Genomic DNA, 15,429 nt, shown 5'->3' with positions numbered 1-15,429 from the left:
CCACCACCCGGACCACGCCGACTCGGCCGAGCGCACCCTGCCCGACCCGGTCGTCGACACCGCGGTCGGCTTCCTGGATCTGCTGGCCGAGCCGAGCCGGCTGCGGCTGCTGTGGGCCCTGCGCGACGGCGAACTGGGCGTCACCGCCCTGGCCGAGACCGCCGGCTGCACCCCCACCGCGGCCAGTCAGCATCTCGCCAAGCTCCGGCTGGGCGGCCTGGTCGAACAACGTGCCGACGGCCGGGCCCGGCTCTATCGGCTGCGCGGCAGCCACATCAAGCGCCTGGTCGAAGAGGTCGTCGGGCACGCCGAGCACGCGGTGCGCGGCATTCCATACGAGCTCTGAGACAGGCGCCCGGAACACCCTGGAATCAATCGTCTACGGCAGGTACCACTCCTGGGCCTTGTTCCCGGACGCGCACGGCTTCGTGGTGAGCGCCTGGTCCGACCCGTTGTCGGTCAAGCAGTCGCTGAACTGCTGGTTGTGCAGGTAGTAGGCACCGGGGGGCACCCTGTCGTCGGTGGCCAGCCACCACTTCTGGTTCGGCGCGTTGTTCACGTGGTACAGCGAGATCTTGCCGTTGCCGCTGCCGTCGTCGTCGATCAGCTCTTTGGTGCTCAGGGCGTTGCCGAACTGGTAGACGGTGACCCCGCCGATGACCGACGGGACCACCTGGAACGTCTCCTCGGGCCGCCCCGCCGCCTGCGCCTCGACGGTCAACGGCGCGCTGTCGCTGAGGTTGGCCAGACCGTCGTAGTGATAGGTGTCGATCACATCCGCGTCCCCGACGTTGGTGATGTACCCGGTCTTGATCGGCGTGGACGGCGACGAGCCCGCCGTGGGCCCGGAGCTCGGGGACGACGACGGCGTCCCCGGCTTCGTGGAGGGTCCCGGCTTCGTGGACGGGCCCGGACCGTTGGACGGCCCCGGCATCGTCAACGTCACCACGGAGGTGCTGCTGGGGACGGTCGGCGAGGGCGTCGAGGACGCCGAGGACGGCTTCGACGGCGTGGCCGAAGTACCGGCCGTGCTGGAGGGCAGGCTGGTCACCGAGCTGGGGTCGACAGAACCCGGATCGGTGCTGCCCGAACTGGACGCGCTCCGGGTCGCGGCGACCGCGCCGGCCGCCGAGGAGTTGGATCCCGACAACGGATACGCGATCGCCACCGCGACCACCGCGGCGACCACCGCCGCCGCGCCGGTGAGGACAACGGTCCGCCGCCGATTCGGCTGCGCGGGCCCGGGCCCGCCGGCGGCGCCGCCGCCCGCGCGCAACGAATCATGCTCCGCCTCGCCATCGGGCTCCGCGGCGGAGTCCTCGGGCACCGGATCGGGTTCGACGCCGGCTATGAACGAGTCCTGCGGCACCGCACGGCCGGACCCGCCATACATACCGGCGTCCATACCCGCGTCCATACCGGCGTCTTCGTCGGCCGCGGCCGGCTCGGCCCGCCCGCTCAGATCCTCGGCGCCCGCAGCGCGGACAGCACCGCCAGCGCGGACAGCTCCGGCACCAGCAGCTTCGGCCGGAACCTCCGGAGTGCCGGCGCCGAAGACGCGGCGCAGGCGGCCGCGGCGCGGCCTGGCGGGATCAGCGGCTGCGACCGGAGCCTGGCCCTCGTCGTCCGGCACGACGCCGACCGTGAACGAGTCCTGCGGCACCACCCGGCCGCCGAGGACGCCGTGCGGCCCCTCAGCAGCCTCAGCGTGCGCGGCACCCTCAGCCCCGGCGACCGGCGGAACCGCCGCCCCCGGCAGCCCCTCGGCCCCGTCGAACTCCCCCTCGGCGTCCGGCAGCGGAACCGTCTCCTCCGCGGCCTCGCCCACTGTGAATGACGCCCAGTCCTCGACCGCCGCCGGCGGCCGCATCGCGTACGAAGCCCACGCCGGCGGGATCTCCTCGGTCGCCGACTCGTCCAGTCCGGCCGCGGCCGCCTGCTCATCCGCGTCTTCGTCTTCGTCCTCGGGCACGGCCTCCCTCGGAAGCACCGTGAACGACATGAAGTCGCCGTCCGCCCGCGCCACCGGCAGCACCGCGTGCCCGGCCGCGATCGCCCCGGCCACCGCCCCGGCCACCGCCGAGTCCGAGTCCGAGTCCGCGTCCACATCCGCGTCCGCAGCCGCGGCCTCCACCTCCGCGATGACGACCCCGGTCTGGAAGCTGTCCTCCGGCGTCCCGGTCCGCGTGAGCGACCCGTCCCGCGAAACCAGCCGCCGCGCCGCCCGCGCCATCTCCTTCGCGCTGCCGAAGCGCTCCGCCGGGTCCTTCGCCAGGGCGCGCATCACCAGCTCGCGCACCGGCTCCGGCACCGTGTCGGGCAGCGGGGGCACCGGCTCCTGGAGGTGCTTCATCATGATGCCGAGCGGGGTGTCGCCGTCGAAGGGCGGGAAGCCGGTCAGACACTCGTACGCGATCACCCCGACCGCGTACTGGTCCGCCGCCGGCGACACCATGCTGTGCCGGGCCTGCTCGGGGGCCGCGTACACCGCGGTCCCCAGCACCACGTCCGCGGCGGTCAGCCGGCGGGCGTCGGCGGTGCGCGCCACGCCGAAGTCCGTCACCACCACGGCGCCGTCGCGCAGCATCAGGTTCGCCGGCTTCACGTCGCGGTGGACGATCCCCCGGTCGTGCGCGACCTGGAGCGCCTCCAGCGTCTGCGCCACGATGGTCAGCGTCGAGGCCTGCGACAGCGGCGCCGAGTCGTCCAGCAGCTCCGACAGCGGGCGGCCGGTGATCAGCTCCATCACCAGGAACGCCGTGCGGGGGTCGTCCGTCTGCCCGTAGTCGTACACGGACACGATGCCGGGGTGGCTCAACGCCGCCAGCACCCGGGCCTCGGTGTGGAAGCGGGCGGCGAAGCCCTCGTCCTCCAGCAGCGCGGGCAACAAGATCTTGACCGCCACCTCGCGGCCCAGCACCGTGTCCAGCGCCCGCCACACGTCGCCCATCGACCCACCGCCGATGCGCTGGCGCAGCTGGTACCGCCCGGAAAGGACGGTTCCTTCACCCCACATGTCGTCGTTCCCCACGAATCTCGTCGGTCGTGCCCGAATCAGAACGTCCAGAAGTCGTCAGTGCGCTTCGCGCGGCCCGAAGGCGCGCGTCGCGCTTGCGGCGCCGAGCCAGCCACGCCACGCCGGCGACTCCCCCGGCGGACAGTAGTCCGCCACCGCCGACCGCCAGCGCCCGACCGGTTGAATCAGGCTTCTGCGAAGTGGCGGGGAAGGTCAACGGCGCGGCCGGAACCGGCGGCGCGGAGGTGGCGGGCGCGGGCGCGGCCACCGAGGTCAAGGCGGCATAGGGATCGACGATGCCCCAGCCGTAGGAGTGGTCCGGCGCGCCGGCGGCGATCCGGTCGGCCGTCGCGTAGAGCCGTTGCCGCACCTGCGCGGCGGTCAACGAAGGGTACCTGTTCCAGACCAGAGCCGCGGCCGCCGTGACATACGGCGCCGCGAACGACGTCCCCATCCCGGAGGCCAGCGTCCCGTCCGCGGCCGGCCCGACGCCGAGCAGCGGCGCGTCCGAGGTGCCGCCGGGAGCGGCCAGGCCGATGTCGGCGCCGTGCTCCGAATACGGCGCCGCGGTCCGGTCCGATCCGACCGCGGCGACCGCGATCACCCCCGGATAGGCGGCCGGGTACTGCGCCGGATCGCCGTCCTGCTGGGCACCGAGGTTCCCGGCGGCGGCGACGATCAGCACCCCCGCCGCCTGGGCCGTCCGCACCGCCGAGGCCATATCCGGGGTGTCGGTCGAGGAACCCGCCGACACGTTGATGATCTTCGCGCCCCGCTGCACCGCCTGCAGGATCCCGGCGGCGATGGGCGCGTCCTCGCTCTCGCACACCTGGTACGTCCGGATCGACAGCAGGCTGACCACCGACGGCGCCATCCCCACCACCGCGACCCCGGCCCGGGCCCGCGCCGCGATGATCCCGGCGACCATGGTCCCGTGCCCGAGGGCGTCGGCGGTCGGCGGATACGTCGCCGGGTCCACGAGCGAGACACTGTCCTGGACGTCCACCGCGCCGGCCAACTGCGGCGCGGACACGTCGATCCCGGAGTCGACGACCGCGACCTTGATCCGCGCCCCGGAGGCCGCGGGCGCGACGTAGGGGGCCAGGTCCCCGTAGCGCAACGCCGTCTGCGCCCACGGCACCGCCGGTGTCGACGGCACCGCCGTCACCGACGGCTGGCAGGTGTCGGCCGCGGCCGTCGGCGCACCGCCGACCGGAGCGAGCACGAGTCCGGCGACGAGCGCGGCGACCGCGCCGCCCGCGGCCAGCGTCCGAGCCCCACCGCCGTGCGGTGCCCGCCGGTTCACGCCACGTCCTCGCCGGCCCAGGCGGTCTGCACCAGCAGCGTTCCGGACCGCCGGCTGACCAGCTGGGCCCGCCCGGCCGGCAACCGCATGGGCCGCGCGTCCCCGAGGAACACGCCCTCGTCCTTACTGCACGACAGCAACAGCCCGGGAGTGCTCAACTCCCACATCCGCCGCAGTACCGGATCGTTCATGCCCCGCGCCGCACCGGCCGTCGACCGCGCCAGCACCAGGTGCAGGCCGATCTCCGCGGACTGCGGCAGCAGCTCCAACAGCGGGGCCAATGGCGTCCCGCGGCCGCCGATCATCAGGTCGTAGTCGTCCACCACCACGTACAGCTCCGGCCCGCTCCACCAGTCCCGCAGCGGCAGCCGCGCCGGTTCCACCTCCGGCCCCGGAACCCGCTGCACCAGCACGGGGGTGATCTCCTTCAGCAGGTCCTCCAGCGCCCCGGCGGTCACGGCGTAGCCGAGCTGCTTGGCCTGTGGAACCGCGTCGTGCAGCCGCCGCCGGCTATCCGCCAGCAGAACCCTGACTTGCGCCGGATCGGCATGTTCGGTCACCGCCTTGGCCACCAGTCGCAGCAGGTTCGTCTTCCCGCTCTCGTTCTCACCGAACACCATCAGGTGCGGGGTATTCCCGAACTCGTGCAGCACCGGCTCCAACCGGGTCTCGTCCCAGCCCAGCGCGACCGCCGTCGGCGAGGCCGGCCGGGCCAGCCGGGAGGCGGGCAGCAGCGTCGGCAGCATCCGCACCGGCGGCGCCGCCTGCCCGGGGTGCGCCTTGGTGATGTGCCGCACCAGATCGCGCGTGCCCTCGCTGAGCGTCGCGGGGTCCGGATCGCCGTCGATCCGCGGCAGCGCCGTCAGGAAGTGCAGCCGGCCGCTGGTCAGACCGCGCCCGGGAACCGCCGGGACCTCCTTGGCCAGCGCCGCGTTCACCTCGGAGTCGATCGGGTCGCCGAGCCGCAGCTCCAACCGGGTCCCGATGAGGTCGCGCAGCCACGGCCGCACCTCGGTCCAGCGCGCCGCGGTGATCACCAGGTGCACGCCGAACCCGAGCCCGCGCGCGGCGATGTCCTGGATCGCCGGCTCCAGCCGCTCGTAGTCCTGGTGGAAGGTGAACCAGCCGTCGATGACCAGGAAGACGTCACCGCTGTGGCCGATGCCGGGCAAGCCCGGCTGGCCGTCGGCGAACTCCCCGGCCCGGCGCCGCCGCCGGTAGTCGGCCATCGAGCCGACCCCGGCCGCGGCGAACGCCTGCTCGCGCTCGGCGAGCAGCATCGCCACCTCGGCCACGGTCCGGATCACCTTCTCCCCGTCCAGCCGGCCGGCCACCCCGCCGACGTGCGGCAGGTCCGACAACGCGGTGAGCCCGCCGCCGCCGAAGTCCAGGCAGTAGAACTGGGCGTCGCGCGGGGTGTAGCGCAGACTCAGGGAACTGATCATCGTCCGCAGCAGCGTGGACTTGCCGGACAGCGGTGCACCGACCACCGCGACGTGCCCGGCCGCCCCGGCCAGGTCCGCGATCAGCGGATCGTGCCGCTGCTCGAAGGGCCGGTCGGTGACCCCGAGCACGGCCAGCAGGGTGTCGTCGGGTCCGGCCAGGCCGCGCACCGGACCTGCCGTGCCCAGGGTCGGCGTGCGGTACTGCGTCGCCCGCGGATCCGGCTCCGGCAGCCCGCCGGTCAGCGCCGAGACCGCCTCCGGCAGCAGCGCGTCCAGCGTCGGCGAGGTCGACAGCGGCGGAAGCCAGATCCGGTGCGCCGGCCGGCCCCGGCCCCGCATCCGCGAGGCCAGCACTTCCAGCGTGCTCTCCGAGACCGGCGGGCTCGTGAGCTCCTGCTGGTCCGGCGCCTGGGCATCGGACTCGGCCTGCGGCGCGACCCGCGGCGCCAAGTACGCCGACCGGTAGCGGATCACGTGATGCCGCCCCGGATCCTCGGCCGGCCCGCCGGCCTTCGGCGGAACGTAAGGTGCTGATACGTAGCCGGCCCGGAACCGGATCAACGGATCGGTACCGCATCGCAGGAACCCGTGCCCCGGCGCCGACGGCAGGTCGTAGGCGTCGCCGACGCCCAGCACCGCCCGCGACTCGGCGACGGAGAAGGTCCGCAGACCCACCCGGTAGGACAGATGCCCCTCCAGTGCGTGGATGCGGCCCTCGTCCAGACGCTGCGAGGCCAGCAGCAGGTGCACGCCGAGCGAGCGGCCGAGCCGGCCGATCATCACGAACAGCTCCAGGAACTCCGAGTGTGCCGCGAGCAGTTCGCTGAACTCGTCGACCACCAGGAACAGCGACGGCAGCGGCACCAGCGGCACCCCGGAGTCGCGCGCCGCCTCGTAGTCGCGCAGAGAGGCGTAGTTGCCGGCCGAGCGCAGCAGTTCCTGCCGCCGCACCATCTCCCCGTGCAACGCCGTGTACATGCGCTTGACCAGCGGCAGCTCGTCGGCCAGGTTGGTGATCACCGCCGAGGTGTGCGGCAGCTTGTCCAGGCCCAGGAACGTCGCGCCGCCCTTGAAGTCCACGAGCACGAAGTTCAAGATCTCGGGGTCGTTCCGGACCGCCATGGCCAGCACCAGGGTGCGCAGCAGCTCGCTCTTGCCGGACCCGGTGGCCCCGATGATCATGCCGTGCGGGCCGGTGCCGCCCTGCGCGGCCTCCTTGATGTCCAGCTCGGCGGGCAGCCCCTGCTCGGTCCGGCCCAGCGGCACCCGCAGCCGCTCCCGGTTGGGCCGCGCCTGCCAGGTCTGCTCCGGGTCCAGCGCCCGCGCGTCGCGGATGCCGAGCAGCCCGGTGAACGAGATGTCGCCGCCACCGCGCCCACCGGCGTCGCCGGCGCCGGCGACCCGCACCGGCGCGAGGATCCGGGCCGCGGCCGAGGCCTCGGCGGTGCTCAGGGTGGCCGCCCGGCCCAGCGGGGTGAGGTCTTCGCCGCCGGCCCGGTCCGGGGTCACGGCGGCCAGCGTGGCCTGGCCGCCGTCGCGGGTGGCGCGCAGCCGCAGCGTGGCCACCGGGACGTCCGGTCCGACGGCCGCGCCGGTCAGGTCCAGCAGCACCGCGTTGCGGTAGCCGGTGCGCAGCGCCCGGTGGTCGCCCGGCAGTTCGCCGCCGTCCAGCAGGATCACCGTGAACGGCTCGCGGGACGTGGGCTGGGCGCTCGCCTCGTGCGGCCCGCGCTCGCGGAAGTCGCCGGGGTCCAGCAGCCGCTCCAGGTCGGCGTAACTGTCACTGATCAGCCGCACCCGGCCGACCGCGTCGGACTCCGAGGAGTGCAGGGCGTGCGGCAGCCACTTCACCCATTCCCAGCGCTCGCGGGTCGCGTCGTCACAGTGCACTGCGATGCGCAGCTCCTGCGGGCCGTGGAACACCGCGAGCTGAGTGAGCAGCGCACGCACCACGGCCCGGCCGGCCGGACCGTCGCCGTCCAGGGCGACCCGCGCGAAGGCCCGAAGATTCGCGGCGATCGGCAGATCCGGAACCGTCTTGTACGCCTGCAGGAACCGGCGCAGCGCGTTCGCCGACACCGGATCCAGGTCTTCGATCGGCTTGGTCTCCGGCGGCGCCATCCGCACCGCCAGCGCCATCGGCCCGGTCGCCAGCCGCACCTCGGCGAAGTCCAGGTCCGCGGCCCCGCGCTCCCACAGCCGGCCGCTCATCGCCACCGACCACAGCGCGGCCGGGTCCGGATGCCGCCAAGTCAGGGCCTTGATCTGGGAGTCGATGTGCTTGCGCACCTGACGCCGGATCTGGTCCAGGTGCCGCAGGTAGTCGCGGCGCTCGGCGACCAGCTTGAACTTGCTCTGGCCACCGCCGCGCCCCAGCTGCATGCCGACCATGCCCAGGGACGAGAAGGCCATCATGCCGCCGGCCAGATAGTTGGTGGGCCGCGCGCCCGGCTGCAGGAACATCATCGCCATGGCGCCGCTGCTGGCGGCCATCGGCAGGACCATCACCGCCTGTCCGAGGCCGCCGGGCACCGGCTCCGGCATCGCCGGCGGCTCCTGGAAAGCGATCTCGCCCTGGGGTAGTGCCGGCGCTGGGCGGCGCGGTATGGGTCGGAATTCTCGGATGCTCAACGTTCGCCCTACTTCCCCTGGCGGCCCGTTCACACGACCCGGAATAGTCGAGCACCTGCCCCAGACCCCGCGCAAAGGGAAGTTGAGCTGGACGTTGAGCATCCAAGCCGCACTGCCTGAGACCGACTTGTGCCGGCTCTCGATCGCGACCCCGGCCAACGTGCTGGAGCTCGCGCTCCCCTCCACAGTCCCCTTGGCGGACTTCCTACCAGCGGTATTGAGCTTCGCCGGACCCGAGCTGGCCGACGCCGGACTGGCCCACGACGGCTGGGTGCTGCAACGCCTCGGGGGAGCCCCGCTGGCGCCCGCCCGCACCCTGGCTGAGCTGCGGATCAACGACGGCGAGACGCTCTACCTGAGGCCGCGCCGAACCGCCGCGCCGGCGGCCGTCTTCGACGATGTCGTGGACGGACTGGCGACCGCGGTGCGCGAACGGGCGGACCGGCTGCGCCAGGCCGCCGGCCGCTGGGCGGGACCGGCGCTGGGCGCGCTGGCGCTCGGCGCCGGAGCGGCCGCCGTCGCCGCCGGGTCCGGGCAGGCCGGCCAGCGCGCCGCGCTGGCCGGCGGACTCGCCGCGCTGCTGCTGGTCTCGGCGGCGGTCGCGGTGCGCTTCCTGGGCGCGCGGCCCGCCGGGATCGTGCTGGGCGTCGCCGGGATCGGCTGGTCCGCGCTCGGCGGATGGCTCGCGGCGCAGGAGTTCGCGCACGGCGCCACCCATCCGGAATCGGCGGCCGCGTTGTGGGCCGGGGCCGCGGCGCTGTTGGCGGCGGCCGTCGGCGCCGCCGCGGTCGGTGGCGGGACGGCCACCGGGGACCTCGGATCCCCGCCGCAGCGGGCCCAGACCGGGACCGCCATCTTGGACGAGCCGCCGCGCGCCGACGGCCTGGAACCGTTCGTCGCGCTCACGGTGCCCGCGGTCGGATCGGTGCTCGCCGGAGCCCTCGGCGTCGGTTTCCACCTGGCGCTGACCCAGTGTTTCGCGGCCGCCGCCGTGCTCGGCCTGGGCTTCGTGCTCGCGGTGCCCCGGCTGGCGTTCCGCCTGGCCGGACAACGGCTGGCGGCCCTGCCGGCCACGGCCGAGCGGATCCAGGTGGACCTGCCGGCCCGGGAGCAGGCCGACTTGTGGGCGGCCTCGGCCCGGATCGACCGGCTGATGACGGCGTTCCTGCTCGGCAGCGGCCTGCTCGCGATCGCCGGGGCGACGACGGCCGCCGGGCACGGCGCGCTCGGCGCCGCCGCGGCCGCCGATCTGGGCGTGGCGTACCTGCTGCGCGCCCGGGTGTTCGCACGGACGGCGCCGCGGCTCCTGTTGCAGACCACCGGCATGCTCGCGCTGGCCGGTGCGGGTTGGCGGGCCGCGGCCAGCGCGCACTCGATGGCCGCGACCGCCGGCGTCGCGGCCGGCGCGCTGATGGTCGGGCTGATCGCGGCCTCGGTGGGGCCGCGGCGGCGCGGCGACGACCCGCCGTACGCGGCCCGCGCCGCGGACATCGCCGAATACTTCGTGCTGGCCGCGCTCGTGCCGCTGGCCCTGGGGGTGCTCGGCGTGTTCGGCTGGGCGCGCGGGTTGGGAGGCTGAGACGTGGCTACCCGGCGGCAGGAGTTGCAGGCGCACCGGTTCGTGGTGCGGCGGTTGGTCGCCGGTCTGGTCGGCGGAGATCCCGGAACCGCGACGCCGCCGGCGCAGCGGCTGAAGACCGGGCTCGTCCTGGGAACGGCGGCCGGGGTGCTCGGGATCGGCACGGCCGCGGTGCTCGGGCTGGTCTGGCCGAAGGCCGACTCCGCGTGGCGCGACGGCCAGTCGGTGGTTGTGGAGCAGGGTACTTATAATCAGTACCTCTATACCGACGGCGTCCTGCACCAAGTGCTGAATCAGGCCTCGGCGATGCTGGCGCTGCCGAAGTACGCGGTGCGGACGGTGCCGGCCTCGGCGCTGAAGGACGTGCCGCGCGGGGCCGCGGTGGGCATCGTCGGCGCGCCCAGCGACCTGCCGGTCGCCTCGGCGCTGACCGGCGGGCCGTGGACGGTGTGCTCCTCGCCCGCCGCCAACGGCGCGGCGCAGGTCTCCGCGGCGCTGGGTGTCGACGTCGCCGGGACCGAAGTCGCCGACGGGCAGGCGCTGTACGTCGGCGTCGGGGACGCGCGGTACCTGATCTGGGCCGGCAAGCGGCACCTGCTGAAGGCGCCGCTGCCCCTGATGACGGCGTTCCAGATGACCGCCGCGCAGCCGACCACGGTCGGCGCGAACTGGCTCAACGCGGTACCGGCCGGCTCCGACATCGCGCCGCTGACGGTCGGTGCCCGCACCTCCACGGCCGACCTGGGGACGATCGGGGACCTGTACACGTATCAGGACGCCAGCGGCGCCTACGAATACGTGGTCACCGCGCAGGGCCTGACGCCGGTGACCCCGACGCAGGCCGCGTTGCTGCGAGCCGGCGGCTCCCCGGCGCCCAAGCCGCTGGACCCGAACCGACTGGTGGCGGCCAAGCAGGGCAACCGGGTGACCGGCGCGCTGGCCGGGGATCTGCCCGCGGCGCTGCCGACGCTGGCCGGCGGTTCCGGAAACGCCGCCGGCGCCACGGCCGGCTCCGGCGCGGTCTGCCTGGCGGTCACGCCGGGCTCGGACCCCTCGGCCGCGGCCTACCGGCTGCGCTCGGTCAGCGCCTCGGCGGTGGACGCCGCCGGCAGTTGGGTGAGCACCGACGCGGCCGCCGGCCACGCGGACCGCGTCCTGGTCCGGCCGGGCACCGGGGCCCTGGCCAGCTCGACCACCGGCGGCGCCGTCCAACTGCTGAGCGCGGTCGGCGAACGCTCCGCCGTGGCCTCGCCGGACGATCTGGGCCGGCTGGGCTACGCCTCGGTGGCCCCGGCGGCCGTCCCGGCGGCGGTGCTCGACCTGTTCCCCGAGGGACCCGCGCTGGACTCGAACGACGCGCGGACGCCGAGCACCGCCGCCGTGTCAGGGCCCTGATGGGAGCCGTCCGGCCACGGCGGTGTGAGCCGGTCCGGCCGGTGGGGCCGGTCGGAGACGTCTCACGCCGCGGTGAACCGCAGGAACGACTCCGGCGTCACCATCCGGTACCCGACCCCGCGCACCGTGGCGATCATCCCGGGCAGCGCGATCTTCGCCCGCAGCGACGCCACGTGTACCTCCAGCGAGCGCTCCGCGCCGGCCCACCCGGTCGGCCACAGCGTGGCCACCAGCTCCTCCCGGGGGACGGCGCGTCCCACCTTGCGCATCAGCGCCACCAACAGCTGGAACTCCTTGGGGCGCAGATCGACGCGGGTGCCGTGGATCTCGACGGTCCGCGCCCCCTCGGAGACCACCAGCGGGCCCGCGGTCAGCCGCTGGGGCGGGCCGGTCGGCGGCGGTGCCGGCTGCTCCCGGCCGGGAGTCACCGACAGCCGCAGCCGCGCCGCCAGCTCCTGCAGGCCGAACGGCTGCACCGCGTAGTCGTCGATGCCCGCCTCGTGCCCGCGCAGCCAGGCCTGCAGATCCACGCGCTGTGTCACCGCGACGATCGGGGCCTGGGTGCGCCGCCGCAGCCGTCGGCAGTACGCCAGCACTTCGTCGTCGATCACACCGCAGTCCAGCAGCACCACATCCGTCTGGATCGGCACGTCGGCATCGCCGGCGGCCTCCCGCACCTCGAACCCCAGGATCGCCAGGCCGCCGCTGACCGTGCGGCTGCGCCGTCGGCCCAGACCGGTCACCAGAACTTTCATAAGACAACACTTTCGCGGGTGGCTCACCCTTTGCTCAACATCCGACAGACCGCCTTGTGACGACTGTATGGCCGATGGTGCGATTCCAGTGACCGCGATCCGGTGCCACCAGTGCGGCGACACCAGTTAGGGAGCAGGCCATGGCCGACCCGACACTCCAACACGAACACGAAGCGATGGCACGGGCCGCGAGCGAATTCTCGTGCGCCCTGGACGATCTGAACGCATACGTGGCGCCCGTGCGCGCCGACCACGAAGCCCTGGACTGGCTCAGCGACGCGGCCGAGAGATACCGCGCCCTGTTCCAAGAATGGCTGATCCAGTTCGGTGACATGTGCCGGGCCCTGGAAACCATGAGCGAGGTCCTCGGCGGCAACGCCAAGGCATACGGCGCCAACGAGGACTGGGCCCTCCAGTACGTCAACGGCATCACCACCGCTCCGCCGGTGTCCCCCAACCAACCGGTCCACGTCGTCGTCGAGAAGCCCTACAACCCGTACCCCGGTATGCCCCTCACCCCCGCTCAGCGGGCGTTGCAGGGGCTGTAATCCGGACCCCCGAAGCACCGGCTCACGCATCGCAAGGAGACCGCCATGACGTTCGTCGCCAACACCGACAACATGGGACAGCTCGTCACCACCCTGGGAACCGCCAGCAGGAACATCGAAGACCGCCTGTCCGCACTCCAGGCCTACGGCGACCGGCTCAAGTCCACCTGGACCGGACCGGCCGGCGACGCCTACGAGGAGCAGAAACTCAACTGGGACCGGGCCGCCGCGACCATGAACGAACTGCTCGCGACCTTCGGCGTCAAGCTGAACGACATCACCGACAGCATCCTGCAGACCGAGCAGGCCGCCACCAACCGCTGGAGCTCCACGGGCTCCCCGGGCTCCACGGGCTCCCCGCTGTCCCCCAGCTTGTACTCACCCGTCACCCCCGGCCACTACGACGCGGGGACCGTCCCGCTCGCCCCCCGCTTGTACGAGGGCGGGATCACCCAGGCGAGCCCCCGCTTGCACGCCGCCCAGTTCCAGCCGCAAATGGTCGACCGGCAGGACTAGAACCCGGCACATTCTGACCGGTGCACCGCGGCTCACCATTTGCTCAACATCTGACAGACCACCTTGTGAGGCGCGAGTACTCGGTGGTGCGATTTTAATGACCGCAATTCAGCGAAACCAGCTAGGGAGCAGGCCATGGCCGACCCGACACTCCAGCACGAACACGAAGCGATGTCCCGGGCCGCCGGCGAATTCTCGCAGGCCCTGGACGACCTGAGCTCATACGTGGCGCCGGTGCGCGCCGACCACGACGCCCTGGAATGGCGAAGCGACGCGGCCGACAAATACCGCGACCTCTTCGACCAGTGGCTGACCCAATTCAACAACATCTGCAAATCCCTGGAAACCATGCAAGAGGTCCTCGGGGCCAACGCCCAGGCGTACGCCAACAACGAATCCACGGCCGTCGACACGGTCAAGACCATCGGCGTCGGTGAGTTCACCAACACGCAAAAGACATTGATGGGCATGTGACCCGCACCCTAAGGAGACCACCATGGCTTTCGTCGCCAACACCGACAACATGGGACAGCTCGTCACCACCCTGGGAACCGCCAGCAAGAACATAGACGAGCGCCTGTCCGCGCTCCAGGCCTACGGCGACCGGCTCAAGTCCACCTGGACCGGACCGGCCGGCGACGCCTACGAGGAGCAGAAGCGGAACTGGGACCAGGCCGCCGCGACCATGAACGAACTGCTCTCGCACTTCGGCGTCAAGCTGAACGACATCACGGACAGCATCGTGCAGACCGAGCGCACCGCCACCAATCGCTGGGTGAACTGACCGTGGCCAACGACCCCGGCGACACCTGGAATGTCGGTACGCACACCGCCATCCCGGGGCCGACCATCGGCACCGTGAAGGCCGACAAGGACGCCATCCGGGACCTGGCCAAGTGGTTCTCGGACACGCTGACCCAGGCCGGCGGACTGTTCACCGCCGGCCCGTCGTGGCTGGTGGACTGCTCGGCCACCGGCGGCTACGCCGGCGCGCCGCTGCGGTACGACCTGTACGCCGGGCGCACGGCCGGCAAGGGCAGCGCACTGGCCGGGCCGGACGTCACCGCGGTCGGGATCCTTCCCGGCTACGCCAAGGACGACACCTACCTGCCGAGCGCCTACAACCTGAAGAACACCGTCGACACCCAGCTGTCGACGATGTACACGAAGCTGATCCAGGACTCCAACAGCACGCAGATGTCGGACGGCAACCTCTACACGATGGTGTCGATGCTGGCCGACACGCTGAAGAAGGTCGCCGACGACTACGACAAGGGCGACCAGCAGATCGAGACCGACCTGCAGTCGCTGGGCAGCGCGATGCAGAACACCCTGGACACCCTCATCAACGGGCTGACCGGGTCCGGCGGGAAGACGCCCCCCGGCGGCAGCGGCTCGACGGGAGGCAGCTGATGGATGTCGTCCACCCGGGCCCGGGCACGCCCACCCCGCCGGCGCCACCGCCGCCGAAGAACTCCGACACCTCCTCCGGCAGTTCCCAGTCCGACTGCGGCTTCACCTTGCACGTCCAGGTCAAAACCCCGCCGGGAACCGGCGCCATGTACGACGACGGCGCCGCGCCGACCACCGGCAAGGGCTTGGCCGGCTACACCTGGAACCAGGCCATCACCGCCATCACCGGCGGCCTCGGCGACGGCTCCTACGGCGGCGTCGCCGCGGGCGGCACCTGGTCCAGCCCGCAGACGATGGAGACCGCGCACTACGCGATCCTGTCCATCCGGGCCATGCTCGACAACTACGTCACCGCGGTCAACAACGCGCGGGACAGCATCCTGCAGAGCTGGAGCGGGCCCGCCGCCGACGCGTTCAAGGCGACTCTCAAGTCGTTCACGGACTATATAAATGCCCTGTCGACCGAGATGCACAAGTACAACGCGGCGGGACCGAACAACCTTCTCCACATCGCGCACATGAACGAGGCGATGAGCAGCGCGGCCGGGTTCATCTGGGGCAACGCGTCCTACGGGGACGGCCACGACCGCAACACTCCGGTCACCTTGACCGGCGACCTCGCCTACGACGGCACCATGGTCGGCGCCGGACAGGCGATGGTGACCGCTTACGACGCCGCGCTGACCGCGCTGAACGAGTAGCCATGCCATTCTTCAACATCCAGAACACGAAGTATCAGGACCCGAGTATCGACACCACCCCGCCCGGTGGCTCAGGTACTCCGCCTCCCGACCCGACCACCCCTCCCCCGGACACGACCGGTCC

Annotated in this window: 13 protein-coding genes; 9 read left to right on the top strand and 4 right to left on the bottom strand. The window is 72.7% G+C overall.

All coding sequences use genetic code 11. The features are described 5' to 3' along the window. Positions 1 to 346: ArsR/SmtB family transcription factor (locus IZR01_RS40375; protein WP_194926926.1), on the top strand; the 346-nt coding region annotated here is incomplete at its 5' end. A gap of 33 nt (positions 347 to 379) precedes the next feature. Here the strand turns inward: IZR01_RS40375 and IZR01_RS40370 are convergent. Genes IZR01_RS40370 through eccCa form a run of 3 tightly spaced genes read right to left on the bottom strand, consistent with a single transcriptional unit; the run spans position 380 to position 8,500 of the window. After that, complete coding sequence (locus IZR01_RS40370; RefSeq protein WP_194926925.1) at positions 380 to 3,016, bottom strand: serine/threonine protein kinase; 2,637 nt, start codon at positions 3,014 to 3,016, stop codon at positions 380 to 382. Beyond that, positions 3,006 to 4,322 (bottom strand): S8 family serine peptidase, encoded by a 1,317-nt coding sequence (locus IZR01_RS40365; RefSeq protein WP_194926924.1) that lies wholly within the window; start codon positions 4,320 to 4,322, stop codon positions 3,006 to 3,008. Before IZR01_RS40365 ends, IZR01_RS40370 begins: the two co-directional genes overlap by 11 nt. Beyond that, positions 4,319 to 8,500, bottom strand: coding sequence for a type VII secretion protein EccCa (eccCa, locus tag IZR01_RS40360; protein WP_194926923.1), 4,182 nt, complete (start codon positions 8,498 to 8,500; stop codon positions 4,319 to 4,321). The genes IZR01_RS40365 and eccCa overlap by 4 nt, the downstream gene beginning before the upstream one ends. Here eccCa and eccD point away from each other — a divergent pair. Then, positions 8,493 to 9,977 (top strand): type VII secretion integral membrane protein EccD, encoded by a 1,485-nt coding sequence (gene eccD / locus IZR01_RS40355; protein WP_194926922.1) that lies wholly within the window; start codon positions 8,493 to 8,495, stop codon positions 9,975 to 9,977. The genes eccCa and eccD overlap by 8 nt on opposite strands. Positions 9,978 to 9,980: 3 nt before the next feature. Next, positions 9,981 to 11,372: a type VII secretion protein EccB gene (gene eccB / locus IZR01_RS40350; protein ID WP_194926921.1), complete on the top strand. Its 1,392-nt coding sequence runs from the start codon at positions 9,981 to 9,983 to the stop codon at positions 11,370 to 11,372. Between the two features lie 62 nt (positions 11,373 to 11,434). Here eccB and IZR01_RS40345 read toward each other — a convergent pair whose 3' ends face one another. Next, the gene (locus IZR01_RS40345) at positions 11,435 to 12,127 is read right to left on the bottom strand and encodes a response regulator transcription factor (RefSeq protein ID WP_194898365.1); all 693 of its coding nucleotides are present in this window, start codon (positions 12,125 to 12,127) and stop codon (positions 11,435 to 11,437) included. 140 nt (positions 12,128 to 12,267) lie between these two features. Between IZR01_RS40345 and IZR01_RS40340 the strand changes: the two genes are divergently transcribed. From IZR01_RS40340 to IZR01_RS40315, 6 genes are all read left to right on the top strand, one after another. Further along, the gene (locus IZR01_RS40340) at positions 12,268 to 12,675 is read left to right on the top strand and encodes a WXG100 family type VII secretion target (RefSeq protein ID WP_194898366.1); all 408 of its coding nucleotides are present in this window, start codon (positions 12,268 to 12,270) and stop codon (positions 12,673 to 12,675) included. Positions 12,676 to 12,720: 45 nt separating this feature from the next. Beyond that, a complete protein-coding gene (locus IZR01_RS40335) occupies positions 12,721 to 13,191 on the top strand; it encodes a WXG100 family type VII secretion target (RefSeq protein WP_194898367.1) in 471 nt (156 codons plus the stop codon). 135 nt (positions 13,192 to 13,326) lie between these two features. Further along, positions 13,327 to 13,665: a WXG100 family type VII secretion target gene (locus IZR01_RS40330; protein WP_194898368.1), complete on the top strand. Its 339-nt coding sequence runs from the start codon at positions 13,327 to 13,329 to the stop codon at positions 13,663 to 13,665. A gap of 22 nt (positions 13,666 to 13,687) precedes the next feature. Then, positions 13,688 to 13,975 (top strand): WXG100 family type VII secretion target, encoded by a 288-nt coding sequence (locus tag IZR01_RS40325; protein ID WP_194898369.1) that lies wholly within the window; start codon positions 13,688 to 13,690, stop codon positions 13,973 to 13,975. 2 nt (positions 13,976 to 13,977) lie between these two features. Beyond that, positions 13,978 to 14,604: a hypothetical protein gene (locus IZR01_RS40320; RefSeq protein WP_194898370.1), complete on the top strand. Its 627-nt coding sequence runs from the start codon at positions 13,978 to 13,980 to the stop codon at positions 14,602 to 14,604. Beyond that, a complete protein-coding gene (locus IZR01_RS40315; RefSeq protein WP_194898371.1) occupies positions 14,604 to 15,305 on the top strand; it encodes a hypothetical protein in 702 nt (233 codons plus the stop codon). The genes IZR01_RS40320 and IZR01_RS40315 overlap by 1 nt, the downstream gene beginning before the upstream one ends. Positions 15,306 to 15,429 lie beyond the last annotated feature (124 nt).

It is taken from the genome of Catenulispora pinisilvae (assembly GCF_015356865.1).
Lineage (GTDB): Bacteria > Actinomycetota > Actinomycetes > Streptomycetales > Catenulisporaceae > Catenulispora > Catenulispora pinisilvae.
The sequence above is the reverse complement of the archived record's forward strand: the minus strand, read 5'-3'. Positions and strand labels throughout refer to the sequence as shown.

Coding starts and splice junctions, on each gene's coding strand:
- IZR01_RS40370 (WP_194926925.1), bottom strand. CDS start 3,016: ATGTGGGGTGAAGGAACCGTCCTTTCCGGGCGGTACCAGCTGCGCCAG.
- eccCa (WP_194926923.1), bottom strand. CDS start 8,500: ATGCTCAACGTCCAGCTCAACTTCCCTTTGCGCGGGGTCTGGGGCAGG.
- IZR01_RS40345 (WP_194898365.1), bottom strand. CDS start 12,127: ATGAAAGTTCTGGTGACCGGTCTGGGCCGACGGCGCAGCCGCACGGTC.
- IZR01_RS40340 (WP_194898366.1), top strand. CDS start 12,268: ATGGCCGACCCGACACTCCAACACGAACACGAAGCGATGGCACGGGCC.
- IZR01_RS40335 (WP_194898367.1), top strand. CDS start 12,721: ATGACGTTCGTCGCCAACACCGACAACATGGGACAGCTCGTCACCACC.
- IZR01_RS40330 (WP_194898368.1), top strand. CDS start 13,327: ATGGCCGACCCGACACTCCAGCACGAACACGAAGCGATGTCCCGGGCC.
- IZR01_RS40325 (WP_194898369.1), top strand. CDS start 13,688: ATGGCTTTCGTCGCCAACACCGACAACATGGGACAGCTCGTCACCACC.
- IZR01_RS40315 (WP_194898371.1), top strand. CDS start 14,604: ATGGATGTCGTCCACCCGGGCCCGGGCACGCCCACCCCGCCGGCGCCA.